We start from the raw sequence: 24,865 nt of genomic DNA, 5'->3' as shown, positions 1-24,865 counted from the left end.
GCATAATTTTCGTTGGCGAAGGCATGGTCGAACTGCGGCAGGCCGGGGGCAGCGATTACCGGCTCGGCTACGGCGGCGACACTCTGAATACGGCCATCCACATGGCACGATCCGGCTGCGACGTGGGTTTTGCCACCGCTCTGGGCGCCGATACCTTCAGCGAACGGCTGCGATCCGCATGGGAAACGCAAGGTCTGGATTGCTCCACCATCCTGACCGATCCGCGCCGCGGCGCGGGACTTTACGCGATCTCGCTGGATGCGGCGGGGGAACGCAGCTTTACCTACTGGCGAAACGACAGCGCAGCGCGCCAGCTTTTCGCCCTCCCCGGCAGCGCCGATCTGATTGAGCAGATGGCGCAGGCCGAAATGCTGGCCTTTTCGCTGATTTCCCTCGCTATCCTGCCGGATGCGGGGAAGGATGCCTTGCTCTCGCTCGCCGCGCGGATGCGGGAGGACGGGCGCAAGGTGGCCTTCGACGCCAATTACCGGCCCAACCTGTGGGATAGCGCGCAGTCCGCCGCACTGTGGCGTGACAAGGCGATTGCGGTGGCGACCCATGGCCTGCCTACACTTGATGACGAGAAGCTTATCGGCGGCCCAATCGATGCGCAGGGCGTGGCCGACCATTGGCATGGCTTGGGCTGCGCCGAGGTCGTGGTGAAGCTTGGCGGCGAAGGTTGCCGCCTGCCGGACGGAGAGATCCTTGCGCCGGAAACGGTCCTGAACCCGGTGGACACCAGCGGCGCAGGCGATGCGTTCAACGCCGGATATCTCTCAGCGCGCCTGAATGGTACCGATCCCCGCAAGGCTGCCCAACAGGGCAACGCTCTGGCTGCGTGGACCATCATGCGCGCAGGCGCCATCCCGCCAGCGGATGCCGCTGCCCCCTATCCAACCAAGGACTGACGCCGAAGACCCGTCAGCTAATTGGAGGTAAGGTTGCGCGCGGCACTGGCCGCTGCCTGCATGCCATCCACCGGGTCGTCCACTTCAACATAGCCGATCGCATCGGTTATGCGCCGGATACGGGGGATGAGTTGCGAGTAGCCAAGGTCGCCCTCACCCGGCGCGACGAAGCGTCTGCAATCATCGCCGGCGCAGCCACGATCCAGATCCTTGAGATGGAGCGAAAGCACGCGGGGGCCGAGATTTTCCAGCAGCGCCACAGGGCCGACACCGGCTACCGCTGCCCATCCCAGATCGATCTCAAAATCGACTTCGCCGGGTGCAAACCGCTCTGCAATCAGTTCCAGCGGCGTCTTGCCGTCCAGCGGCACGTGATCCCAGTCATGGTTGTGATAGACGAGGCGAACGCCTTCGTCCTGCGCCGCCCTTGCCATCGTTTCGAGGCGGAGCAACCATTCCTCGAAAGCGGCGCGGGTCGTCTCGCCGGGGGTCGGTCCTGTGAAAAAAACGTCCGCTGCGGATTGGGCAACAATGGTCGCGCCGATGCTGCGGGCGATCTGCATCTGCCGCTGATAGTCGTCGGTGTAGGCCAGGCGCACGGTTCCGACCAAAAGCCCGGCCTGCTGGCACAGGGCAGCCACCTCGACAGGATCGCGCTGCGCAATGTGGCGCGGCGATTGGGCACCCAATGGGAAGCCGAAACGCGTGTATCCCAGCGCCCTCACGCGGCGCAGCGTCCCAAGGTAATCGCCCGCCAGTTCGCGCGCGACGGTGAGGTGGGTAAGGCCGAGCGGCGCGCGCGAGGCTGGCGCGCGCAGCGCGTGGGGAGTGCACCCAGCCGCCGCCAGTCCCGCGATACCGGCGATGACTTCGCGTCTGCCAGCCACCGGCGGTATCACGCGCGGTCCTAGCTCTGCGGCACGATTTCGATGGCCGAGACAAGGGCCTGCCCCGCAGTGGGCGAGAAGGTCAGGTCGATGCCGCCGTTCTGGGCCACAACGTCGAACGTCTCGGTCACCGTCTTCAACGTGCCACCGGCGCGCTGGGCGATGTCATACGAAGACAATACGGTCTCGCCATTTGCCGCCACGTTGAACACCCGCGCACCGGCTGGCTGGTCCAGCTCCACGAAGGTGAGCGTGACCTGGTAACGCCCTGCCTTGGCAGGAATGCGATAGCTGAAATCGCCCTGGCGGAAGCTGGAGACGATATCGCGCCTGTCGGTTCCTGCAATCTCTGCAAACACGGCCTGCCTGCCGCGCCCCCCGCGCTGATCCGTGCTGCCGGCGCTGCCGCCGACGAAGAAATCGTCCGATCCGAACTGCACCTCGGCATTGGCGGCAACCACTGCGCCGCTATCGATGCGGAAGGCATTGGCCTGCTCCTCATCCACCTGCCAGACGATGGCATCCTCGACCGGATCGCCATCAAAATTGCCGCGCGCCACGATGTTATTCTCGCCGGTCGATAGCGTGACGTCGCTCCAGACGCACACGTTCTGGTCGCAATCGCTCTTGGTATCGAGTTGCGCCCCATTGACGATCAGCGTGGTGGACGGCGCATTGGAATTCACGCGCACATCGGTCACCGGATAGGCGCGATCGACATAGCGGCGGCCCTGCACGTGCACCGTGGGTTCGTCAGACCAATTGGCGCGGTAGAAATAGAAGGCATCCTTACGGATATCGCGGTCGTAGGTGATGATGCCCTTGGTGTTGATATCCTGCGCGTCACCTTCGGCACGAACGGTGGTGCCGAAGTCGAAGGCGTTCCACAGCCACACGCCCCACAGGTAATCGCGGTCCGCCATCTGGCGCCAGTTTTCCTCGTGATACCACGTCAGGAATTCCTCGGGCTGGGTGCGACCGGCCATGTCGATCGGTCCGCCCAGCGGATCATCGGTGTGCATGTTCGGCGCGCCGCCTGCGCCATATTCGCTGACCGACACAGGGATGTCGGGATGCTTTTTGCGCAAGTCATCCAGATGCGCGCCAAGCTGGTTCGGCTGTCCGTAATACCATCCAAAATATCGGTTTGCGCCCACGGCATCCACCGCCTCTGCCACCACCGGCACGTCTTCCATGCCGCGATCCTCGCAGCAATTGGCGAGGACGACGGCGCGGCGCGGATCGAGTTCGCGCGACAATGCTGCCAGATTGTTGAGCAGCGGCATGGGATCGGCCACCTCTTCGGGCGGACGGCCGAGGAAATCCGGGCGACCGGGTCCGAAATCCACCTCGTTGGCGATGCCCCACACGGCGACGGAGGCGTGGTTGTAATTCTGGTGCACAAGGTCGCGCAGCTGCTGGCGCGCGTTCTCCACTATGCCCTCAGGTGCCTCCACCTGATCGCGTGCGTTCGTCCATGCGGTGACAAGGCCGATCTCGTCCCAAAGCACGATGCCATAGCGATCGGCAAGATCGTGAACCGGCGTGCCGTGCTGGTAATGCGCAAGCCGGATGGAGTTTGCCCCCATGTCCAGCAGGATGCGCAGGCTTTCGTCCACCTGCTCTGGCGAGACGGCCCAGTCGGTGGCTTCCGTGTCCTGGTGGAAACCGGCGCCAAGCAGCCTGTAGGGGCGGCCGTTCAGCAGGAACCCGCGTTCGGGATCGAGTTCCATCTGGCGGATGCCGAAGGATTGGTCGACGGTGTCGAGAACCGTGCCGTCAGCAGCGCGCAGCTCGAAACTGAGCGTGTGCAGATAGGGATCGTTCAGACCATCCCACAGGCGCGGAGAGGTAACCTTCAGGGCTCCCTCCACTTCCAGCGTTTCTCCCGCCGGAATGACGACATCGTCCTGCCAGGACGCGAGCTGCGCCCCGGAGGCGTCACGCAGGCTGGCGACCACAGTGACCGGAGCCTGCGACGCGGAAGAGTTCGTGACCCGGCCATTCAGCGCAATTTCGGCGGCGTTGTCGGACAGACTGGTGGTGGCCGCGTAAACGCCCGGCCCGCCATGATCTAGCATGTCGAAATGTACAGGCTCGGTCACCACCAGGGTTACCGGGCGATAGATGCCGCCGCGCACGAAGAAATCGCCCGTCATGGGCAGAACGTCAGCCGTGCTGTTTCCTTCGGCGGGCTGCGTGTTGTCCGCTTTCACGTAAAGTTCGTTAGCGGCGCCGGGACGGATCAGGTCAGTCGCATCCAGGCGGAACCTGCCGAACGGGTTGCGATGGCCGCCAAGGTATTGGCCATTCAGCCATACCTCTGCCGTGCGGCTGACAGCGTCGAATTCGAGGAAGACACGCTCTCCATCGGAGAGTTCGGGTGCCTCGAAACGGGTGAAATAATATCCGACGCCCTGCGTCTTTTCGATGTTCTCAGGCGTGTTGATATGCGTTTCGGGGTCCGAAAGGTAATAGCCCACCCGGTTCCACGTGTGCGGCACGGAAACCGTTTCCCACTCGCTCGCTTCGGGCGCAGCAAACTCGCCCTGCTCGCCATAGGGACCGACGAGGTTGAACTGCCAGCCATCCTTCAGCTCGATCCGCTGGCGCGGTGTCGAATGGTCCTGCTGGGCCGTGGCGGATTGCGCGCCAGCCTGCCCCTCCTGCGCGACGGCTAATGATGGCATCGTCAGCCCAAGGAGGGATATTCCGACGAGCGCTCGGCGCGCAGTTGTGCAGACCATTTAGAATTTCCTGTTGTGCGAATTTTCTTCAAATGCCGGCGCGCTGGCCGGTCTAAAGGAAACCCCCGCACCCGCAAGGCGGGGCGGGGGTGAGGAGAGATTAGAACCCGAACCGGAGACGTGCACCGAAGTAGCGTTCATAGTTGCGCGGCAACTGCTGGGTAAGAACGAAGGGATCGTTGCGCGGGTTGGTATCGTCGATAATCCGCGAGGCGTAGGCCTTGTCGAACAAATTGTTGACGAAGACCGACAATGCCCAGCTGTCTTCAGGTCCTTCGATGCCAACTGCGAGGTTGGCGATGCCGTAGGAGACCTGAGTTGTGCGGGGGTTCTGCGACAGCGAGAAGTTCACCGCGCTCTGCCAGGTGTAGTTACCCCTGGTGAAAAGCGAGATGCTCTGGCTGATCGGCTGCGAGTAATCGAAGCCCATGTTGAACTTGAAGTCCGGCGAGTTGCCGAGCTGTTCGCCAGCAAGATCCTGCACCGGCTGGTTGATCGTGGGATCGAACACACAGCCCTCTGCTGCGGTCTGGCCGAAATAGCACTGCGCATCGGGGAATTCCCGGATCTGCGCATCGACATAGGCCGCCGAGCCGAAAAGCGTGAGGGTGTCGGTAGGCGAGTAATAGGTCTCGAACTCGATACCGCGCGTGCGCAGCTTACCCACGTTCGTCAGCTCGAACTGCGGAGCCAGCAGCTGGGCGTTCACGCCCTGGGCCTGGAAATTGTCGTAATCGGTCCAGAAGCCAACAAGCTGGAACTGCGCGTCACCACCCAGGGCACGACCGGACAGACCAATCTCGTAATTGATGCTGTCTTCGGATGCGATGGGATTGTCAGCGCGGCGCTGATCGAAGCCAGAGGAAACGTCGTAGGCCTGTCCCTTGTAGCCGGTTGCAATCGAGGCAAAGGCCATCAGCCCGTTGTCGAAGAACTGCTGCAGGGCGATCTTGCCGGTAACAGCGGTTTCGGAATCGCTTCCGGAATACTGGATCGGCGTTGCAGGCCGGTTATCCTGGAAGAACACGCCGATTTTTTCATGGTTCACGCGGCCACCCACGGTGAGCATCGTGGTATCCGAGATATCGAAACCAAGCTGTGCGAATGCGGCATAGCTGGTGGTGTCGGCCGCAGAATCCCAGTTCTGCTTGAGCGGCGGAATGGGGGACGTACGGATGAAGGAGCGATCCGTCGTGCCATCGGAATAATACAGACCGACGATGTAATCGAAGAACCCATCGGTGGGCGATGTCAGGCGGATTTCCTGCGCGAACTGCTCTGCATTATAGGTGGTGTCGTGGCGGATCACCGCGTCTGCCGTGCCATCCTGATCGTTGATCGAATCATAGCGCCAGTCCTGGTAGCTGGTGATCGAGGACAGCGTGGCAAAGCCAAGGTCGATATCGGCCTTGAAGGAGGCGATCAGCTGGTCGCTATCGCCAAACCGGTCAACATTGTTGCGCACCACATTGTTATCCTTGCCGGGCGTGATGCCGGTAAGGTCGTAATCCGCATTGGCGCCATTGGCACGGTCAACGCGCAGGTATGTGTCGGGCAGAAGGCTGTCAGTGGCTTCGCCATAGTCTGCCGTCAGGGTGAAGGTGACAGCGCCATATTCCTGCTGCAGCTTGCCGCGCACGCCCCAGGTGTTCTCGCCGCCAAGCGTGGAGCCGGTGGTGAGATTGTCGAGATAGCCGTCATAGTCGGACCAGTAGCCGCTGACGCGGAAACCGCCAGCATCGTTGATCGGGCCGGAGAGCGCGGCCTCGGCGCGATACTGCTCGTCATCGGTGACAGAGACCTGTCCATAGCCGGTGAAGTAGTCGGTGGGGTCGCGGGTGACGATGTTTACCACACCGGCAGACGCGTTCTTGCCGAACAGCGTGCCCTGCGGACCGCGCAGGATTTCCACGCGCTGCGGGTCGCTGATGCTGGAGAATGCCTGCCCGGCCTGCAGCAGGGCAACGTCGTCCACCACCACGAGGACCGAGGATTCAACGGCGGTGGAGAATGCCACCGTGCCGACGCCGCGCAGGGCGATCGAATGGCCCGCCTGGCTGCCACCGGCAGTGATCGTCAGGGAAGGAGAGACGCTGGTAAGGTCTTCAAATTCATTCACCTGCGCTGCTTCGAGCACGTTATCGCCAATCGCCGTCACAGCGACCGGAACTTCCAGAACGTTCTGTTCGCGCTTCTGGGCGGTCACGACGATGGTGTTGCCCAGTTCCTCGCTCACCTGTTCCTGCGCGTGGGCCGGAACAGCCGTTGCCGCCAGAGCGAGAACGCCCGCAGTTGCAATAGCCGAGCCAGTGCCCTTCAAAATTGGACGAGCCGTTCGAGTCATTAATCCACTCCCTTGCAGTAAACGCATTTGTGTTTGCACAAATTTGCAACGCATTTGCCATAATATTGGCCTTACCACAACGGCAAATTGGACTTGCCGCGATGTTTCTAAAGGCGCGGGATAAACCGCGGTAACCATCGGTAAACCGGGGTAGAAGGCATCCTCAATACGGTAGCCAGAACGAGATCAAGTCAGACCTGTTGCCAGAAAGCAACGTTTTGGTCTTACCAGCTAGGCCTGATTGATCATGGAAGCAGCTATTATCCGCCGCCGTTCAGGCTGCGGAAGAATTCCAGCCGCTGCTGCGATGGCCAAGGGGCTAGACCGATATCGCCCGACTTCAGTAGAACCAGCCGCGCATCGCCTTCGTCAAACTTCGGCCAGTTCATCGCGCCGGACGCGGGATCTCCGCTTTTTGCAAAGGACACCAGCGCCGCCTGCATAGCCGTGCTGAGCGCCCTGTCGTCCTCATTCCAGGCACGCGTCGGCCTGAAAATGTTGAAACTTTCCAAAGTGCCGAGCCAGAATGGCACTTCCGACGTGTGATAGGCGCCGGCGTTCTGAACATCATGGCCCGCAATCATCACGCCTTCGGGATAATGGTGCGCCTGCGCAAATTCATAGCTGAAGACGGGGGCCGATCCATTGGCCTGCTGCAGGCTAGCCCATTCATACATGCCCAGCGCCATCGTGCTGTCACGGTCCGCCAGGGCGGCTTGGGCACTGGCTTCTGCATCGGTAGATGCGGGATACAGCGCGAGAAAATCCTGCGCCCTGTCACCAAAACGATCCTGCGCCTTGGTACGATATTCCGCCAGACCGGCCACGCGGCCAAACCCGCCGAATGATTCATCCCGCGTGAAGCCGACGATCAGAGGAACGTCGATCTGCTTGCCTTGGGAAAGCGTCTGCTGGATCGTCTGCGGCAGAAAATAGCCATCGGTGTTCGGCCCCACACGCGGAGAACCGGGAGAGCGCGGCAGATCGAGCATGCGATCAGCCGCCAGCCCGCGCATCTCTTTGATCGAGGAGGTGTTCCAGATTTCTTGGATACGCACGCCGTCGGCCTCTGCCTTGGGAAGCGAGGGCATCGCCATCGGGCCCATATCGCCGATCAGCGCCCCGCTCATCCCCACGGCACGATGAAACAGCCCATCCGCCAGCGGGCTGGCCTGCAGGGCAAGAACCGACATCGAACCTGCCGATTGCCCCACGATCGTCACGTTGTCGGGATTACCGCCAAACGCGGCGATATTGTCTCTCACCCATTCCAGCGCCGCAAGCTGATCGAGAAGGCCATAGTTACCCGATGCGCCCTGTTCTGATTCCGCCGTCAATTCAGGGTGGGCAAGAAAGCCAAGAGCGCCAAGCCTGTAGTTCAGATTGACGACGACAGCGTCATGCTCGGCCAGATGCTGCCCGCTATACAGCGGCATGCTGGCAGCACCCACGAAAAAGGCCCCGCCGTGAATATAGACGATCACCGGAGCATCGCTCAGCCCAGGCTTGGCCCAGACATTGAGATAGAGGCAATCCTCGCTCATCACCTCGGCGCCGGAATACTGATTGGTCATCGGACCGCGCAGCGGCTGCATGCATTGCGGGCCGAACCGATCGGCGTGGCGCACATCGGTCCAGCTCTCCACGGGGGCAGGAGGGCGCCAGCGCAATTCTCGCACCGGGGGCGCGGCGTATGGAATGCCGAGATAGGCCTCCACACCTGTATCCAGCATCACGCCATCGACAGGCCCGTTCTTCGTTTCCAAGACGTCTGGCGTCTCTGGCGAATGGTCTTGCGCGGCTGCGGGCGAGGCAATCGATAGGGCCATCGTCAGGGCAGGGGCTGCGGCGGGCAGCATGCGATACAGGTGTTTCACTCTCAACTCTCCCAAGCCGTCCAAATACCAATCGGCATCAATCGGACTGACCAATTATCGGTAGCGATCATCGGTCACAAGGGCAAATGAGGCAGTTTAAGTGGAGAGCTCATCCCAAGATCGAGACGAGGCGCGAAAAAACTCACTCGCCCTGCCCGTCTCAAGAAATGAATCGACAACCTCGCGACATCAAAAATCATCATAGCGCACCGGCCGGACCAGACGTGCAACACCAGGAAATTTCGAGCGCATGAAACGCGGTATCCAGTCAGCGAATGACTGTGCCGCTACGCCAATGGTCTTTTCAAAACCCGCCTGCGCGGTGCCCAAGTAATCGCGGGATAGTCTTGGGGTAAGTGGCGGAGCGGGTGGGATTCGAACCCACGATACGGGGTTACCGTATACACACTTTCCAGGCGTGCGCCTTCGACCACTCGGCCACCGCTCCGCATGCCTGTCTTGGCAGAAGGCGGGCACCTAGCGAAGCTCTGCGGGAAAGACAAGCAGCGTAATGACATCGCGTTTCAGTGGCCCTATTCCGGGCACCATGAAACGTGACATCGGACTTGCTCCCTCCATTCAGGACATGGAAGCCGCAGCGCAGGCAGCATTGCGAAAACTGCCCGCTGAATTCGCCGCGCACCTGGGCAATGTCGTTATCCAGGTGCAGGATTTTGCCGAGGATGAACTGCTGGCAGAAATGGGCATAGAACATCCGTTTGAACTGACCGGTGTTTATGAAGGCCTGCCGCTGACAGAGCGCAGTATCGAGCATTCCGGCACCATGCCCGATCGCATCCGCCTGTTCCGCCTGCCGATCTTGCTGGAGTGGTGCGAGCGCGGGGACGAGACGTTCGAGCATCTTGTGGGCCACGTGCTGATCCACGAAATCGGGCATCACTTCGGCCTGTTCGACGATGATATGCACGCGCTGGAAGAACAGGTGCGCTAGGGCAATTCGGACCTATCCACGCCGCGGCGCGTAATATCAGGCAGGATGGATCGGATATTTCACAAGCTCGCCGGGGTACTTGCCCTGTTCTTCACGCTGTTATCGGCCCCGCTGGCCGCGCAGCAGGATGCGCAGGTGCCGAGCGGCTCCGAGCCCTATGTTTACGAGGTTGACGCGCTGAACCCCGGCCTTGCCGCACAGGGTGAGCCGCTGGAACTCGATACGCCGCAGGCCTTGCTGGAAAGCTTCTTCGCCGCGGCAGAGGCAGGAGAATGGGAGCGCGCGGCAACCGCGCTCGACATGTCGAACCTTCCTCCGCAGGAACAGGCCACGCAGGCGGAAGACCTTGCGGCGATGATGTATGAAATCGCCAACCGCTCCATAGCGGTAAACTGGGCCAGCCTGCCGGACAGGCCTGATGCGGTGGATACCGCCGCCAGCAACAAGGATCCGATGGCCGGTGCCCAGCGCCGCCATATCACCCTCGCCAGCCTTGAACTGACACGCCGCAGCGTACCTGTCAGCATTGCCCGCCTGCAGGAACCGGGCGGGGAGCCGGTGTGGATGTTCAGCCGTCAGACGGTGGGCAATCTGCCAGCGCTTTACGAACGTTTCGGCCCTACAGATTTTGAAGTCAGCCTGCCCACCCCGCTGCGCCAGCAGGCCTTCTGGACACTGGCATGGTGGGAAGTGATCGCCATTCCGCTGGTGATGCTGCTGGCGTTCCTAGCCGCCATCCTGACGTACAAGGCCGTTGGCATGGCGAAAAAGCGCAATGACGATGACAATATGATCGGCAGGATCCTGCGCGCTGTGCAGGTGCCGGTCACGCTGTTCGCGCTGGCCGGCAGCTTTGCCATCATGCGCAATTTCCTGTTCACCTTCTCCGGCCCGGTGGAGGATCTGCTCGGCCCGCTGCAACTCACGCTGATCGTAATCGCCATTGGGGCGATCATCGTCACCGTGGTGGAGGCGATGCTGGACTTTGCCACCGATCGCAATGCTCACAAGATTGAGCAGCCGGAGAACGAGGAAAGCCGCGATTTCTATACCCAGGCTTCCGCCGTGCGCCGCCTTGTCATCGTGTTGGTGATGCTGGCGGGAATTGGCATCGTGCTGGTGCAGAGCAATATCACGCAAACGCTCGGCTTCTCGCTGTTGGCCGGTGCAGGTGCCATCGGCCTGGTGATCGCCTTTGCCGCGCGAAAGGTGCTGGGCGATATCATGGCCAGCCTGCAGATCGCCTTTGCGAAAACCGCGCGCATTGGCGATGCGGTCTATTATGAAGACCAGTGGTGCTATGTCGAAAAGATCGGCTTCACCCATCTGCGCCTGCGCACCTGGGACGATCGCCGAGTGATGGCACCTGTCGCCGAATTCGTCGGCTCCAGCTTTGAAAACTGGACCAAGCAGGACCCGGCCATCATCAAGCGCGTGCCCATCTTCCTCGATCACCGGGCTGACATTGATGCATTGCGCGAGAAGTTCGATGAATTCGTCGCCGGTGATGACGAGATCATCAAGAAGGACGAAGCCAAGATCGAGGTTATCGAGCATAACGCACAAGGCCAGGTCGCCCGCGCCTGCGTATGGGCGAAGGATCCGAAGATCGGCTGGACCATGCATTGCCGCCTGCGCGAATTCTTGATCCGCAGCGCGATGGAAATGGATGCCGCATCGGGACAGGAACCGGCGCCTGCATTCATGCCGCGCGCGCGTGAAGTGCAGGTGGATATTCCGCTCAACCGCGATCGGGATTGACCACGGGCGATGGCATGGCACAGTGCCGTGCATGAAACGCTTCCTGGCCCTTGCCGCCCTTTCCCTGCCCCTTGCCGCCACCGCGCAGGAATCTGAGCCATCGGCAACGCCGTCCTCGGTAGTGGCCGCTGCCAAGGCCGAAGAATGGGTGGCGATATCGCCCGAAGATCTGCTGGTGATGGAACTGACGCCGGATGCGCGGGGCAATCCGCGCACGGTGGTCATCCAGCTTGCGCCAGAACCCTTCAGCCAGCCATGGGTGGACAATATCCGCACCCTCGCCAGCGCGCATTGGTGGGACTCTGCGAGCGTCTACCGCGTACAGGATAATTACGTCACGCAATGGGGCGACGTGACGGAAGAGAAGCAATTGCCGGAGGGGGTGGTTTCGCCTGATGCCGGATACGCATCTGTATTACCGCCCGCGCCGATAATGAACGAACCGGTTTTCCCGCTTACCGGCGTGCTGCGCAATGCGTGGCTGGAGCAATATGCCCGCGACGGCATGATACTTGACGAAGATACGATACGCGAAGCTATCGCCCGGCAGAAAGGGGACAGCTATGCATCGGAGACTGCCATAATTGCAGGATGGCCGGTGGGTATCGGCCCGGACGAGGCACAGCGCACAATCGCCTGGCCCATCCACTGCTACAGCTACATCGGCGTGGCCCGCGGCTATGCGCCCGACACCGGCACCGGGGCCGAACTCTATACGATCATCGGCCAGCCGCAGCGGCACATGGATCGCAACCTTGCCGTGGTGGGCCGCGTGATCATGGGGATGGAGCACCTTTCCAGCCTGCCGCGCGGCTCTGGCGAATTGGGCTTTTACACCGAGGAAGAGGCCGATCTGCGTACGCCCATCTTGTCAGTCCGGCTGGCAAAGGAAATGGACGCGCCGCCCGCTTTTCAATACCTCGATACGAGCAGCGAAAGCTTCGCCCGCTATGTCGGAGTGGGCGCCAATCGCGACGACGCCTTCTACACCCAGCCTGCTGGCGGGGTCGACGTGTGCAGTGTGCAGGTGCCGGTGCGGATGATCGGGGAGTAGCGCCATCGAAACGCTCAGCCTGGACGCCAAGCTGTGGCGCTGGGCGCAGGACGGGTCGCCTGCCGGGGGCTGGTATTCATTACCATCGCGGGCGATGCTGCCGACGAAATAAGGGCACATGCCGCGCTAAGGCGTATGGAAACAGGCAAGAGCCGCGGGTTCGGCTCTGTTCGGGTGGAGGTGACGCTGGGGGACAGCTGCTGGACGACATCCGTCTTTCCCAGGACATCGCACGAAGGATACTTGCTGCCGGTCAAGGCTACCGTGCGCAAAGCGGAGGGGCTTGGCGAAGATGACGGGGTGCAGGTGACGCTCAGCCTGCTCTAGATCCGCTCCGCCTGTGCCACAGCATCGGTCGCCCGCAGGGCACTCAAGATGCGGGTGAGATGGGCCAGATCCTGCACTTCCAGATCCAGCACATAGGTGTGAAACGGATCGTCGCGCTGGGTCAGTTCAAGGTGCATCACATTGGCATTGTTGCGCGCAAAAACGCCTGCCATTTCCGCCAGCGTGCCGGGCCGATTATACAGCACGACGTGCAGCCGCCCGACTGCGCCGCTCGATCTTTCACCCCATGAAAGGTCTACCCAGTCGGCATCCACGCCATTGGCCAGTTCAAGGCAATCGATGGCGTGAACCTCCACCGTTTCATGCGGACGGCGCAGGCCCACGATGCGATCGCCGGGCACGGGGTGGCAGCAATCGGCAAGGTCAAAACCGACGCCGGGCGTCAGCCCCTTGATCGAAATTGCGCGTTCCTGCTGCGCTTCTTCGGGCATGTCCGCCGTGCTGCCGGGGATCAGCGCTTCCATTACTTCGCGATCGGAAAGCTTGGCCGCACCGATGGAAAACATCAGGTCGTCCACGTCGATCAGGTTCAGCCGCTCCACGGCCTGTTTCATGGCCTTTTTGCCCACCTTTGCAGGCAGGCGTTCGGTAATCTCGTCATACAGCTTTGCACCGATTTCGGCGATTTCGGCGCGCTCCTTTGCGCGCACCGCGCGGCGGATGGATGCGCGCGCCTTGCCGGTGACGACGAAGCCCAGCCACGACAATTGCGGCTCTGCATTCTTGCCCTTGATGATCTCCACCACGTCGCCATTGCCCAGCGGCGTGCGCAGCGGCATGTGGCGGCCATTGATCTTCGCGCCCACGGTTTGCGCGCCAAGATCCGTATGCACGGCAAAGGCGAAATCCACCGCGGTTGCGCCCTTGGGCAATTGGAACAGCGCGCCCTTTGGCGTGAAGGCAAAGATGCGATCCTGGTAAATCGCCAGCTTGGTGTGTTCCAGCAGCTCTTCTGCATCGTGGCTGGCATCGACGATTTCTATCAGATCGCGCAGCCAGGCCACCTGCCCATCATGCTTGCCGCCCTGCTTGTAGGCCCAGTGTGCGGCAAGGCCGAAGCCGTTGGTGCGGTGCATCTCTCGCGTACGCAGTTGCACTTCTGCGCGCATGGACTTGTCATAAAACAGCGTGGTGTGAAGCGAGCGATAGCCGTTGTTCTTGGGGGTGGAGATATAATCCTTGAACCGCCCCGGCACGAACTGGAACGTGGTGTGCAGCACGCCCAGCGCGGCATAGCAATCCTCCACGCTGTCTGTCAGCACGCGGAAGGCCATGATGTCTGTCACCTGTTCGAACGGCAGGTGACGCTCCGCCATCTTGCGCCAGATGGAATAGGGATGCTTCTCGCGGCCCCACACCTCCACCTCCAGCCCTGCTGCGGCCAGCGCCTGCTTGATATCCAGCGCGATGCGATCCACCTGTCCGCCATCGGACTGGCGCAATTGCTCCAGCCGCCTGGTGATCGTGGCATAGGCCTCGGGCTCCAACTGCTCGAACGCAAGCAGCTCCATCTCGCGCATGTATTCATACATGCCCACGCGCTCTGCCAGCGGGGCATAGATATCCATCGTTTCGCGCGCGATGCGGCGGCGCTTCTCCGGGTTCTTGATATGGTGCAGCGTGCGCATGTTGTGCAGGCGATCCGCCAGCTTTACCAGCAGGACGCGCAAGTCCTCGCTCATGGCCAGCAGGAACTTGCGCAGGTTCTCCGCCGCGCGCTCATTCTCCGCCATCTGCTCTATCTTGGACAGCTTGGTGACGCCGTCCACCAGCCGCGCCACGTCGGGGCCGAAATTGGTTTCGATATCCTCGATGGTGGCCAGCGTATCCTCCACCGTATCGTGGAGCAGCGCGGTCATGATGGTTTCCTGATCCAGTTTCAGGTCCGTCATCAGGCCAGCAACTTCTACCGGATGGCTGAAATAGGGATCGCCGCTGGCGCGCTTCTGGCTGCCGTGTTTCTGCACGGTGTAGACATAGGCGCGGTTAAGCAGCGCCTCATCGGCGGTGGGGTCATATTGCTTGACCCGTTCAACAAGTTCATATTGGCGCAGCATCGTTTCATGAATGTGCGGCGCGCCGTGCCTTTCGGCAAGGGGAAACACGGCAGAGAAAGTTTTTCTGTCCGAACATGCCGAGAGCGGCCGCTATATGGGCCTGTCAGGACGCGCGCGAACCCACCCTGGGACCCGGTGCGGGCAAGGTGATGGTGGCCACCAGCCCGCGTTCCAGCCAATCGTGATCCATCGTTGCGCCCAGCTGCCGAACCGTGGCCGTTACCAGCCGCGTTCCGAAGCTGGACGTTTCCGGACTGTCCGCCTGCGGGCCGCCGCTTTCCGTCCACACGATCTGCATGCCATCGGGGCGCTTGTCCCACTCGATCACCACCTTGCCATCGGGTTCGGTAAGTGCGCCATACTTGGTGGCGTTGGTGGCCAGTTCGTGAAAGATCATCGCCAGGCCGGACAGGGTTTCGGCAGCGACCTCCTCATCCTCCCCACGCAGCACGATGCGTTCTTCCTTGTCGCCATAGCCAAGCGGGCCAAGGATCGTGGCGAGCAGTTTGCGCAGCGATGTCATCTCATCCGAGCGGCCATCGGGTTTGCGCACGATGATCAGATCCTGCGCGGATGCGATGGCGCGCAGCTTGCCATTCACCATATCTGCCAGGTCCCGTGCGCTGACCGCAGCCGGCACGTTGAGGCTGATAAGGCTCTGCGCCAATGCGAAAGCGTTCTTCACCCGGTGCTGCAATTCTTCCAGCACCAGCGATTTCGCTTCCTCGGCACGTTCATGCATGCGCTCCAGCCGCATTCGCTCCACCGCGATGGAGGTGGTGAGCGCAATCGCCTCGATAATCTCGCGGTCAAGCCGAGAGGGTTTGCGCGGTTCGCGGTAGTAATTGGCAAAAGTGCCCAGCACGCTGCCATCGCCCGCCTTGATCGGCACGGACCAGCAGGCCGCAAGGCCATGCGACAGAGCGAGTTCGCGAAAGTCCTTCCACAGGGGATCATTGGCGATATCGTCCACGAACACCGCCTGCCCGCTTTGCGCCGCCGTGCCGCAGGAGCCCTCGCCCACACCGATTTCCATGCCCTCGATCGCTTCGTTATAGGCATCGGGCAATGTTGGCGCGCCGCCCAGGTGAAGGGTTCTGCCATCTTCGGACAATAGCAGGATGGAGGCTAGCATGCCGTCGCCGGTCTGCTCCTCTGCAAGCTTCACGATATCGCTGAGAACATCCTGACGCACACCGCCCAGCGCCACGCGTCCCAGGATCTGCTGCTGGCGCCGCCAGATTTCCTGCGCATCATCATTCGATGCGCGGGCTTGATCGTCTGCGGATGTCACAGGGGTATCGTCAGGGCGGCGATCCGCGTCAGCAGTCATCGGTAATCAGCCCCTTGAATGTTCGCTGCAATCCATAATGCAGATGAGTGGCGCAACAAAACGAAAGTTATGCATGCAGGCGGCGGGCCAACACGAAGGGCGGCCCGCCCGCAGTCAGCTATCCTGCCCGGATGCACCCACGATGGCATCCACCTTGCCGCGGGTATAGCTGTGATAGCCGCTGCGGGTCTTGTCATAGATGCCGCGCGCAATCGGCTGGCCCCAGCTGCCGGTTTCCCACAATGCGGCAAACAGAGGCTCCACAAACTTGTTGCGCCCCACCTGCCCAAGGAAAGTTTCCGCCTGAGAGACGGCAGGCTCATACTGATTGCGCAGCGCCGCTTCCAGCCACAGAAACAGCACCTCGTTATTGCCAGTGGTGGAGAGTGAAAGCCTGCGGTTCAGCGCGGCCAGCTGATCGGCGGACAGTTGATCGGGCAGCTCCTGCAGGAAGCGCTGCTGCTCTGCCCCGGTCCAGCCATTCCACACCTGCGCCGTGGGCAAGGTGCCATCCGCGCCGTAAGCCTGCGCCGCGTTATCGACCTCGGCAAAAGCCTGCGGATCGGGGGCCACTGCATTCTTCGGCAGACCGGTGCCATAGACCCATTCATTCAGCATCAGCTGGTTTTCCAGATCCTCGTCCCCCCTGATCACGTATTCGCGCAGTTCGGAAAGAAACATTTCGGATGTTGCCGGCTGAAACGCGTGGCGATCGAACCAGCCGCGCATAAATTCATCGAAGCGTTCGCGCCCAAGGATGGTTTCTACCGTGCGCAGAAACACGGTGCCCTTGTCGTAAATCGCCTCTCCCACCGTATCGAACGGGCTGATGCCTTGGGGCGTGCGCATGGCGGTGTTGGGATTGTCCGCGCCGTTTTCTTCGATAGCGTCCACCAGGCTGGCATAGCTCAACGCATATTCCTGGTTGGCGCGCTCCTCTCCGAACACGGCCTCCGAAATGCGGCTTTCGAAATAAGAAGTGACGCCTTCGTTCAGCCAGCCGTCGCGCCAGCTTGAATAGGTGACCAGATTGCCAGACCAGCTATGCGCCAGTTCATGCGCGATCAGCCCGGTGTTGGACCGGTCGCCCGCGATGAAGGTGGGGGTGAGAAAGGTCATCACCGGGTTTTCCATCCCGCCGTAGGGGAAGGACGGCGGCAGCACGATCATGTCATACCGACCCCAACGATAGTCGCCGTAAATCTCCGAGGCGGCATCGATCATCGCCTCGGTGTCGGTCAGTTCAGCGGCCGCTTCTTCCAGCACCTCCGGCTCTGCCCAGACGCCCGAACGCGGACCCAGTTCGGCAAATTCGATATTCCCGGCCGCAATCGCGATCAGATACGGCGGAACGGAGTTTTCCATCACGAATTCAAAGGCGCGATTGTTCTCGCCAATATCTTCCGGATCACCGCGGCTGATACCGCTCATCACAACGTTCAGCGGTTTTGGCGCGGTAATGCGCGCTTCCCATGTCTGGCGGATGCCCGGGCTATCCTGCGTGGGGATCCACGTACGGTTGAGGATCGCCTGGCCCTGGCTGAAAACGAAGGGATATTGGCCGCCCGCGGTCTGCTCTGGCGAAAGCCACTGCAATGCCTCCGCATCAGGCCCGCTGGCATAGGAAACCACGATCTGCTGCAGGCCCGGCCCGGTCAGTTCGCCCAGTTTGACGGTTATCGGCTCGCCCTTATCAGGATCGCTTTCTCCGATCGTGTAATCCAGTTCGTTGCCATTGCCATCGGTGATGCCGCCGATAATCAGCCCGTCGGAATCGAGAACGATCTCGCTGGCATCCTCTGCCGCATCCACATCCAGCGTGGCCACGCCTTCCACCCGCTTGCCTTCAAAATCCAGATCGAGGTCCAGCGCCACATGCGTAACGCGCGCTTTCTGCGGGCGGGCATAGGTGAATTCATCCAGTGCCTCTTCACTGGTGAGAACGGGTGCGACCACGCGTTTTTCCTCCGGCAAGTCGTCAGATGTGCAGGCTGCCATCAGGAACGGCAGGATCAAAGCAGGTGAGAAAGATAGGATACGCATGGATTCTCCGGGGGGTTTGCGACCGATTTGCAACCTATGTAGCAAATTGTCGGACTGAGTCAGCATTTCGTCGGCAAAGACGTGCCAAATCTGTTATTTCAGCGATAACTCACCGTGCGCTCATGCTTTTTCCGGTCAGCAGCGCCAATGATCAGGTCGCGCCAGATCGGCACTAACAGGCAGAAGGAGCACAGTTCATGAACATTCGCGCCCGCCACGCCATCGCAGCCGCGCTATGCAGCGCCGCAATGGCCATCGCCGCCCCGCTCGCCGCGCAGGATCAAGCGCCAAAAGAGCCGGATAACGAGATCGTTGTGGAAGGAGAGATCGACGTGGATCGCGGCGATGCCAGGGACCAGACGCGCGACATCACCCCGCGCCCCACATCCGCGCAGGAGCCGCTGGCCCGCTTCAACAAGGAGATCTGCCCCGGCGTTTGGGGACTTGCCCCGGAAAATGCGCAGATCGTGATAGACCGCATTTACGACAACGCGGAAAAAATAGGCGTGCCAGTGAACGACGCGCCGGATTGCGGTGCCAATGTCTGGGTGATCGTGGTCGACGATCCGCATGAGACGTTCAAGCAGCTGCGCGACAAGAATGATTTCCTGGTGCGCGGCATGGGCTATTGGGAGCGTGAACGGATCGAAAAACAGGATGGCGCGGCGCTCAGCTGGAACCTTGTCAGCACGCGCAGTCGCGGCGGGCTGGAGGCTGTTCAGGGCGCCAATTCCGACGCGGTGAACGAAACCACGCTGATGTCGCGCACCAACACCGCGATCCGGCAGGATATAGAGCTTTCGGTGGTACTGGTGCGCCGGTCCGAACTGGCCACCGTGGATGCGCTGACACTGGCCGATTATGCCACCATGCGCGGGCTGGCGAAGACGGAGGAGCCGAACGAGAGCCTGGCTTTCGACACGGTCCTGGGCGCATTCGGCCCCGCCCGCGATGTAACCCGCCTCAGCGTGTTTGACCTTTCATACCTTCGCGCACTGTACCGCAGTTCCCCCACCCGCGATGCGCGGCTGGCGCTGACCGATGTGGAAAGGCTGATGGAAGAGGAATACGCACGGATGGAAGCGGAGCGCACAGAGCAGCGCTGATCGCGGTGCGGCGTGACTTGTGGCGCGCGGCGCGTTAGGTTGTCCGTCATGAGAACGTTTCCAAAACCGCTCGCCCTTGCTGCACTTGCCCTCACCCTCTCCGCCTGTGGCGATGGGGCCGAGACCGGCCCACCGACCGAAGCCGATGTGGATGCCGCCCAGGCGCAGGCAGCCGGTGCCAGCGATGCGACCGAAGCGCGCAAGCTGATCTTCTCTGACGAGTTTTCCGGCGATAAACTCGATCCCACCCGCTGGAACGTGGTGGGCATGGATTTCTGGGTGAACGAAGAGGAACAGGCCTACGTCGATTCGCCTGACACGATCCAGTTTGCGCAAGGGGTGGAAGGGGCCGATGGCGGCGTGCTGGTGCTGCGCCCGGTCTATCGGCCCGGACAGGACACCAATGAAGAACGCGCGGCGGATATCATTTCCGGCAGGATCAACACCAAGGGCAATTTCGAATTTACCCATGGCCGTGCAGAGGCGCGCATTCGCATGCCCGATGCCGTGGGCGTCTGGCCCGCTTTCTGGCTGCTGGCCGATGCCGAATGGCCCAGCGAAGGCGAGATCGACATCATGGAATATGTCGGCCAGGCCGACTGGACCGGCGTTGCCGTGCATGGCCCCGGCTATTCGGGCGATGCCGGGATCGCGGATCGGCAGTATTTCCCCGAAGGTACGGACGTTACCGACTGGCACGTCTACGCCGCTGAATGGACACCCGATGGCATCGAGTTCTTCGTGGATGACCGGCTGACCTTCCGCGTGCCGAAAACCAACGTGGAATTCTTTGGCGACTGGGTGTTCGACAACCCGCAATTCGTGGTGCTGAACTTCGCCGTGGGCGGCATTTACCCAAAGAAGATCAACGGCATTGAAGAGCCATACGTCGGCATGCCGCAGGACACGGCGGACCGCATCAAGAACGGCGAACTGGCAATGGAAGTGGACTGGGTGCGGGTTTACGGGGCGCAAGAGTAGTTAAAGCTCGTGCCTCTATCGATTGGAGTATGTCGGGCTTGGCAGCAATCCAATTAAAATCGATGAAGAAGATCGCCAAAAGTAAATCTGAGTTCTTTATTGTCAGTGACGCGAACATCCGACACGGACCAAATTCCGATGTAGCTTTTTCGGCGCCAATTCCCGTCAGCATCTTGCGGGTGGCTGGTCGTTAGGATTGCCCTGCCCTTCTCCTGAAGGGCCTCGATAAACGGACCCCATTCGGGCCGATCATCAAACCCCTTATCGGCATACTCTGGCCAAATCCCCTCTGTCCAAAATTTGTGAACACACGGCAAGTTCTCGCCATCCCACTCGGCAAACCATGAGCCAGCACGTCCTTTCGGTTTCTTCATCCCCAAGTCACCTCTGGCGGCAGGCTCATCAGGATCGCATCGATATTGCCGCCGGTTTTCAGGCCGAACAGCGTTCCCCGATCATACACCAGGTTAAATTCGACGTAGCGCCCGCGCCATTCCAGTTGCTGGGCCTTTTCCTCCGGCGACCATTCCTGATCCATGCGCCTGCGCACGATAGCAGGGAAGGCATCCAGAAACGCTTCGCCCACGTCCTTGGTAAAGGCAAGATTGCGTTCGAACGCGGGCAGGTCCTCGCACTCCAGGTGATCATAAAAAATCCCGCCAACGCCGCGATGCACATTGCGATGGGGGATGAAGAAATACTCTTCCGCCCACTTCTTGTACTTGTCGTAATAAAGGGGATTATGCGCCGCGCAGGCCGCGCGCAGGCGGGCGTGAAAAGCTTCTGTATCCTCCACATATTCGATGGGCGGATTCAGATCCGCGCCGCCGCCAAACCATGCCGCCTGCGTGTGCAGGAAGCGGGTGTTCATATGCACGGCGGGAACATGAGGATTGGCCATGTGGGCCACCAGGCTGATGCCCGTGGCGGTGAATTGCGGATGTTCTTTGCTGGCACCGTTGATCGTATCGGCAAATTGCGGGGCGAATTCGCCGGTGACGGTGGAGACGTTGACGCCAACCTTCTCGAACACCTTGCCCTTCATCACGCCGCGCACGCCGCCGCCGCCGTCTGACCCATCATCGGTCTCCCGGTCCCAGGGCGTGTAGTCAAAACTTGCATCCGATCCTGCCTCCCGCTCGATCGCCTCGAATTCGGCGCAGATGCGGTCTCTCAGGGATTCGAACCAGTTGCGGGCTATTTCGGTTTGGTCGTTCCAGTTCATGCAAAGGCTCTTGCCAAAGCGTGTCGCGGGCGGCAAGTGGAACCCATGGTTCCCGTTTCGTTCGCCTTCCCCTTTTGCGGAGACGAGTTCGTGCTGACAAAGTCGCGCGCACTCTTCTGGCCGCGCGAAAATGCGCTGCTGGTGGCGGATCTGCATCTGGAAAAAGCCAGCTTCTTCGCGCGCCACGGGCAGTTGCTACCGCCTTACGACAGCCGCGAAACGCTGGAACGGCTGGCGGAGGCTATACGCGAAACCGGCGCACGGCGGGTTTACACGCTGGGAGACAATTTCCACGATTCGCATGGATCGCAGACGCTGGGCGATCACGAAACCGGCATGCTGGCCGCCCTCACCCGCGCCACCGACTGGGTGTGGATCACCGGCAATCACGATCCTTCGATGGAAGCCAAAAGCGGCGGCACCATCGCGGTGGAGCTGGAAGTGGCGGGCATGGTCCTGCGGCACATGGCCAAGCGGGGCGAAACCCGGCCAGAGCTTTCCGGCCACTTCCATCCGCGCGTGCAGGTGAAGATCCACCATCGCCACATCCGCCGCCCCTGCGCGGTGGTGAGCCATAATGGCCCGGATGCTACAGGGGCGATATGCGGGCGGATGATCCTGCCCGCATTCGGATCGCTGACAGGCGGAATGGACGCAGCAGACCCTGCTATTCTAAAGGCGATGCAGCCTGCCAGTGCCATCGATGCCTTTGTTCCGGCAGGCAAACGGCTGGCGCGGTTTCCACTTTGGCGCAGCGCGGCGTGAACCTCTGGCGTTCGGGTGCGTTACGCACTACATAGAGCCCGATACGACAACCATTTCAGGAGTGATTCCATAGCCCGTCCACCCCGCCGCAGTATGGCACCGCCGGTAAAGTCCGGCCCGAAATACGACAATTTCATTCAGTCCGAGAAAGTTCGCGTCATCGATGGCGAAGGCGAGAACCTCGGCGTTATGTACACCAATGAGGCGATCGAACAGGCGGCCGAAGCAGGCCTGAACCTGGTCGAGGTATCGCCCAATGCGAACCCGCCGGTGTGCAAGTTCCTCGATGTTGGCAAATACCGCTACGAAGCCCAGAAAAAGGCGAATGCGGCGCGCAAGACGCAGAAAACGCAAGACATCAAGGAAGTGAAGATGCGCCCCAACATCGACACGCATGATTATGACGTGAAGATGCGCAACGTGAACAAGTTCATCGACAATGGTGACAAGGTGAAGGTTACCCTTCGCTTCCGTGGCCGTGAAATGGCGCACCAGCACCTGGGCATGGACCTGCTGAAAAGGGTGCAGGACGATATGGCGGAAACCGCCAAGATCGAAGCCTATCCCCGCCTCGAAGGTCGGCAGATGCTGATGGTGCTTTCGCCCAAGTAGGCTGCATCAATCACGAATAATAAAAAGGGCGGGCTTGCAATGGGCGCGCCCTTTTTGTTTGCGCCCTGCCCCCTACTGTTGGCGCGGCGTAAACTGCAGCTTTATGAAGGATCGCAGCAGCAGGATCTGCTGCGCGGTGATGGCCGGATCCTGCAGCCCGCGTGACATGATCAGCCCGCCTTCGATGATTGCACTCACCATGTCGGCCAGATGATCCAGATCGACCTCGTCCTGCATGGGATATGTGGCCGCGATATCATCGAACATGGCGCGAAAACGCGTGCGCCAGCCCAGCACCGCCTTGCGATTGGCCTCCCGCACCTGGGCATCGAAAAGCCGATCCTGATATGCTGCCGTGGCCACCAGGCATCCGGGGTGCCCACCTGGCATATCGTCCAGCAATTCCGCCAGCAGCTTCAATCCGATCAGCATCGTTGTAAGCGGGTCTTCGCCCAGTTCGCGCGCGCGGGCGAACAGCGTATCGAACAGCTCGTCCTCCACAGCGATGTGCCGTTCGATCAGGGCCAGCGCGAGCGCATTCTTGTCCTGAAAGTGATAGAAAAAGCCGCCCTTCGTGATGCCCACGCTGGCAACAATCTCCTCTATCGAGGTTGCATCGAAACCCTTTGCCAGCACAGCATCCTGCGCCACATCAAGGATCCGGGTACGGGTCTGGCTGCCACGCGCCATCGTTTCATCCTGCACAAGTGAATCGAACGCGCTTACTATACCGCAAGTACACTCTGCGGCGAAATTGGCTCAATTGCAGAACAGAACCGCGCAATTCTGCGGTATGACGGGTTTACCACGGGTCGACTATCCAAATTGGGTGATCGCGCGCCATAAAGCGGCATCCGGTTTTGTGACGAGGAGATGTGATATGCGTGAATTTGAGAAAATGTTGAGCGCCCCGCGCCCATATCTGACCGATGGCGGCATGGAGACCTGGCTATTCTTCCAGCAAGGTTTCGAAGCACCGGAATTTGCCGCCATTACTCTGGCTAATGATCCACCGGCCCGAAAAGCCCTGCGGCGATATTTCGATGATTTCCTGGCGATGGCCGAGGATGCCGTAACAGGCTTCGTGCTGGATACAATCACCTGGCGAGGATGCACCGAGTGGGCGCCGGCCTTGCAAATGGCGCCAGACGAACTGCTGAAGCTTTCAGCCGATGCGGCGCAGTTTGCCGCCGCGATCCGCGATGATTGGGCAGACCGCGTCCACGGCATCGTGCTGAACGGCGTGGTTGGCCCCGCGGGCGATGGCTATGCGCCCGAAAGCCTGCCCAGCATCGATGCGGCATACAGGATGCACCAACCCCAGATAAGGGTTCTTGCCGAAAACGGCGTGGACTGCATCAGCGCCATCACAATGACGAACACGGCAGAAGCCATCGGCATCGTACAGGCGGCAAAGGAAGTTGGCCTGCCCGTCGTCATATCATTCACGGTGGAAACCGACGGCCGCCTGCCCACGGGGCAAACACTGGGCGAGGCCATTGCAACCGTGGATGAGGCCACGGGATCTGCTCCTGCGTATTACATGGTGAACTGCGCCCATCCAGACCATTTCCGCGACGCGCTGCGCGATGGCGCTGGGTGGGTGTCTCGCATAGGCGGGGTGCGCGCCAATGCGTCGCGGCTGAGCCATGCAGAGCTGGACGAGGCCGAGGAACTGGATCAGGGCGATCCGGCTGAATTCGGGCAGTTGCATGAGGAACTGGCCCGGCTGCTGCCATCGTTGCACGTCGTTGGCGGATGCTGCGGCACCGATCATCGCCATGTCGAATGCGCTGCAAGGCACCTGCTGGAAGCGCCCTGAACCGCAAGCACGGCCCAACTGCGTAATCCGGGAACGCCCGCGC

General features: G+C 61.0%; 20 protein-coding genes and 1 tRNA gene. 10 read left to right on the top strand and 11 right to left on the bottom strand.

Annotated elements, in window-relative coordinates; all coding sequences use genetic code 11:
* The first annotated feature begins 23 nt into the window (after window positions 1-23).
* On the top strand, window positions 24-908 hold the full coding sequence (locus GRF63_RS15060; RefSeq protein ID WP_160486830.1) for a sugar kinase: 885 nt from the start codon (window positions 24-26) through the stop codon (window positions 906-908).
* A gap of 17 nt (window positions 909-925) precedes the next feature.
* On the opposite strand, the gene GRF63_RS16600 is transcribed toward GRF63_RS15060, so the two are convergent.
* The 5 genes from GRF63_RS16600 to GRF63_RS15035 all read right to left on the bottom strand — a co-directional run bounded on the left by GRF63_RS16600 (window position 926) and on the right by GRF63_RS15035 (window position 9,211).
* Window positions 926-1,795 carry a TIM barrel protein gene (locus tag GRF63_RS16600; protein WP_160486829.1) on the bottom strand — a complete coding sequence of 290 codons (870 nt, stop codon included), beginning with the start codon at window positions 1,793-1,795 and terminating at the stop codon, window positions 926-928.
* A gap of 20 nt (window positions 1,796-1,815) precedes the next feature.
* On the bottom strand, window positions 1,816-4,485 hold the full coding sequence (locus GRF63_RS15050) for a glycoside hydrolase family 2 TIM barrel-domain containing protein (RefSeq protein ID WP_237392517.1): 2,670 nt from the start codon (window positions 4,483-4,485) through the stop codon (window positions 1,816-1,818).
* A 157-nt stretch (window positions 4,486-4,642) separates the two neighbouring features.
* Window positions 4,643-6,886 (bottom strand): TonB-dependent receptor, encoded by a 2,244-nt coding sequence (locus tag GRF63_RS15045; protein WP_160486827.1) that lies wholly within the window; start codon window positions 6,884-6,886, stop codon window positions 4,643-4,645.
* Between the two features lie 260 nt (window positions 6,887-7,146).
* Window positions 7,147-8,763: a carboxylesterase/lipase family protein gene (locus GRF63_RS15040; RefSeq protein ID WP_337189687.1), complete on the bottom strand. Its 1,617-nt coding sequence runs from the start codon at window positions 8,761-8,763 to the stop codon at window positions 7,147-7,149.
* Between the two features lie 357 nt (window positions 8,764-9,120).
* A tRNA-Ser gene (locus GRF63_RS15035) sits at window positions 9,121-9,211 on the bottom strand.
* A gap of 63 nt (window positions 9,212-9,274) precedes the next feature.
* On the opposite strand from GRF63_RS15035, the gene GRF63_RS15030 reads away from it, so the two are divergent.
* The 4 genes from GRF63_RS15030 to GRF63_RS15015 are packed head-to-tail and all read left to right on the top strand — an operon-like array spanning window position 9,275 to window position 12,857.
* Window positions 9,275-9,715, top strand: coding sequence for a metallopeptidase family protein (locus tag GRF63_RS15030; protein WP_419865966.1), 441 nt, complete (start codon window positions 9,275-9,277; stop codon window positions 9,713-9,715).
* A gap of 45 nt (window positions 9,716-9,760) precedes the next feature.
* Window positions 9,761-11,476 (top strand): mechanosensitive ion channel family protein, encoded by a 1,716-nt coding sequence (locus GRF63_RS15025; protein ID WP_160486826.1) that lies wholly within the window; start codon window positions 9,761-9,763, stop codon window positions 11,474-11,476.
* 31 nt (window positions 11,477-11,507) lie between these two features.
* A complete protein-coding gene (locus GRF63_RS15020; RefSeq protein ID WP_160486825.1) occupies window positions 11,508-12,530 on the top strand; it encodes a peptidylprolyl isomerase in 1,023 nt (340 codons plus the stop codon).
* Between the two features lie 33 nt (window positions 12,531-12,563).
* Complete coding sequence (locus tag GRF63_RS15015; protein WP_337189686.1) at window positions 12,564-12,857, top strand: DUF1905 domain-containing protein; 294 nt, start codon at window positions 12,564-12,566, stop codon at window positions 12,855-12,857.
* Here the strand turns inward: GRF63_RS15015 and GRF63_RS15010 are convergent.
* The 3 genes from GRF63_RS15010 to GRF63_RS15000 all read right to left on the bottom strand — a co-directional run bounded on the left by GRF63_RS15010 (window position 12,854) and on the right by GRF63_RS15000 (window position 18,311).
* A complete protein-coding gene (locus tag GRF63_RS15010; RefSeq protein WP_160486824.1) occupies window positions 12,854-14,935 on the bottom strand; it encodes a RelA/SpoT family protein in 2,082 nt (693 codons plus the stop codon). The genes GRF63_RS15015 and GRF63_RS15010 overlap by 4 nt on opposite strands.
* A 103-nt stretch (window positions 14,936-15,038) precedes the next feature.
* A complete protein-coding gene (locus tag GRF63_RS15005; RefSeq protein ID WP_160486823.1) occupies window positions 15,039-16,268 on the bottom strand; it encodes a sensor histidine kinase in 1,230 nt (409 codons plus the stop codon).
* 114 nt (window positions 16,269-16,382) lie between these two features.
* Complete coding sequence (locus GRF63_RS15000; RefSeq protein ID WP_160486822.1) at window positions 16,383-18,311, bottom strand: M1 family metallopeptidase; 1,929 nt, start codon at window positions 18,309-18,311, stop codon at window positions 16,383-16,385.
* Window positions 18,312-18,508: 197 nt separating this feature from the next.
* On the opposite strand from GRF63_RS15000, the gene GRF63_RS14995 reads away from it, so the two are divergent.
* Together GRF63_RS14995 and GRF63_RS14990 are read left to right on the top strand one after the other, a co-directional pair.
* On the top strand, window positions 18,509-19,417 hold the full coding sequence (locus GRF63_RS14995) for a hypothetical protein (RefSeq protein ID WP_160486821.1): 909 nt from the start codon (window positions 18,509-18,511) through the stop codon (window positions 19,415-19,417).
* Between the two features lie 48 nt (window positions 19,418-19,465).
* On the top strand, window positions 19,466-20,398 hold the full coding sequence (locus tag GRF63_RS14990) for a glycoside hydrolase family 16 protein (RefSeq protein WP_160486820.1): 933 nt from the start codon (window positions 19,466-19,468) through the stop codon (window positions 20,396-20,398).
* 53 nt (window positions 20,399-20,451) lie between these two features.
* Here GRF63_RS14990 and GRF63_RS14985 read toward each other — a convergent pair whose 3' ends face one another.
* A complete protein-coding gene (locus GRF63_RS14985) occupies window positions 20,452-20,772 on the bottom strand; it encodes a hypothetical protein (protein WP_160486819.1) in 321 nt (106 codons plus the stop codon).
* Entirely contained in the window at window positions 20,769-21,623 is an 855-nt protein-coding gene (gene hemF / locus GRF63_RS14980; protein ID WP_160486818.1) for an oxygen-dependent coproporphyrinogen oxidase, read from the bottom strand. Before hemF ends, GRF63_RS14985 begins: the two co-directional genes overlap by 4 nt.
* A gap of 45 nt (window positions 21,624-21,668) precedes the next feature.
* On the opposite strand from hemF, the gene pdeM reads away from it, so the two are divergent.
* A complete protein-coding gene (pdeM, locus tag GRF63_RS14975) occupies window positions 21,669-22,388 on the top strand; it encodes a ligase-associated DNA damage response endonuclease PdeM (protein ID WP_160486817.1) in 720 nt (239 codons plus the stop codon).
* A 93-nt stretch (window positions 22,389-22,481) separates the two neighbouring features.
* A complete protein-coding gene (gene infC, locus GRF63_RS14970) occupies window positions 22,482-23,000 on the top strand; it encodes a translation initiation factor IF-3 (protein WP_160486816.1) in 519 nt (172 codons plus the stop codon).
* 72 nt (window positions 23,001-23,072) lie between these two features.
* Here infC and GRF63_RS14965 read toward each other — a convergent pair whose 3' ends face one another.
* Entirely contained in the window at window positions 23,073-23,690 is a 618-nt protein-coding gene (locus GRF63_RS14965; RefSeq protein ID WP_160486815.1) for a TetR/AcrR family transcriptional regulator, read from the bottom strand.
* 190 nt (window positions 23,691-23,880) lie between these two features.
* On the opposite strand from GRF63_RS14965, the gene GRF63_RS14960 reads away from it, so the two are divergent.
* Window positions 23,881-24,822 carry a homocysteine S-methyltransferase family protein gene (locus GRF63_RS14960; RefSeq protein WP_160486814.1) on the top strand — a complete coding sequence of 314 codons (942 nt, stop codon included), beginning with the start codon at window positions 23,881-23,883 and terminating at the stop codon, window positions 24,820-24,822.
* Window positions 24,823-24,865 lie beyond the last annotated feature (43 nt).

This window comes from Aurantiacibacter rhizosphaerae (assembly GCF_009807005.1).
GTDB lineage: Bacteria > Pseudomonadota > Alphaproteobacteria > Sphingomonadales > Sphingomonadaceae > Alteraurantiacibacter > Alteraurantiacibacter rhizosphaerae.
The sequence above is the reverse complement of the archived record's forward strand: the minus strand, read 5'-3'. Positions and strand labels throughout refer to the sequence as shown.

Excerpts from the sequence above, each read along its gene's own strand:
- GRF63_RS15060 (WP_160486830.1), top strand. The coding sequence starts at position 24 with ATGGTCGAACTGCGGCAGGCCGGGGGCAGCGATTACCGGCTCGGCTAC.
- GRF63_RS15020 (WP_160486825.1), top strand. The coding sequence starts at position 11,508 with ATGAAACGCTTCCTGGCCCTTGCCGCCCTTTCCCTGCCCCTTGCCGCC.
- GRF63_RS14995 (WP_160486821.1), top strand. The coding sequence starts at position 18,509 with ATGAACATTCGCGCCCGCCACGCCATCGCAGCCGCGCTATGCAGCGCC.
- hemF (WP_160486818.1), bottom strand. The coding sequence starts at position 21,623 with ATGAACTGGAACGACCAAACCGAAATAGCCCGCAACTGGTTCGAATCC.
- GRF63_RS15025 (WP_160486826.1), top strand. The coding sequence starts at position 9,761 with ATGGATCGGATATTTCACAAGCTCGCCGGGGTACTTGCCCTGTTCTTC.
- GRF63_RS15005 (WP_160486823.1), bottom strand. The coding sequence starts at position 16,268 with ATGACTGCTGACGCGGATCGCCGCCCTGACGATACCCCTGTGACATCC.
- GRF63_RS15010 (WP_160486824.1), bottom strand. The coding sequence starts at position 14,935 with ATGCTGCGCCAATATGAACTTGTTGAACGGGTCAAGCAATATGACCCC.
- GRF63_RS14960 (WP_160486814.1), top strand. The coding sequence starts at position 23,881 with ATGCGTGAATTTGAGAAAATGTTGAGCGCCCCGCGCCCATATCTGACC.
- GRF63_RS14990 (WP_160486820.1), top strand. The coding sequence starts at position 19,466 with ATGAGAACGTTTCCAAAACCGCTCGCCCTTGCTGCACTTGCCCTCACC.
- infC (WP_160486816.1), top strand. The coding sequence starts at position 22,482 with ATGGCACCGCCGGTAAAGTCCGGCCCGAAATACGACAATTTCATTCAG.
- GRF63_RS15050 (WP_237392517.1), bottom strand. The coding sequence starts at position 4,485 with ATGCCATCATTAGCCGTCGCGCAGGAGGGGCAGGCTGGCGCGCAATCC.
- GRF63_RS15000 (WP_160486822.1), bottom strand. The coding sequence starts at position 18,311 with ATGCGTATCCTATCTTTCTCACCTGCTTTGATCCTGCCGTTCCTGATG.
- GRF63_RS15030 (WP_419865966.1), top strand. The coding sequence starts at position 9,275 with ATGACATCGCGTTTCAGTGGCCCTATTCCGGGCACCATGAAACGTGAC.
- GRF63_RS15045 (WP_160486827.1), bottom strand. The coding sequence starts at position 6,886 with ATGACTCGAACGGCTCGTCCAATTTTGAAGGGCACTGGCTCGGCTATT.
- GRF63_RS14965 (WP_160486815.1), bottom strand. The coding sequence starts at position 23,690 with ATGGCGCGTGGCAGCCAGACCCGTACCCGGATCCTTGATGTGGCGCAG.
- GRF63_RS14985 (WP_160486819.1), bottom strand. The coding sequence starts at position 20,772 with ATGAAGAAACCGAAAGGACGTGCTGGCTCATGGTTTGCCGAGTGGGAT.
- pdeM (WP_160486817.1), top strand. The coding sequence starts at position 21,669 with ATGGTTCCCGTTTCGTTCGCCTTCCCCTTTTGCGGAGACGAGTTCGTG.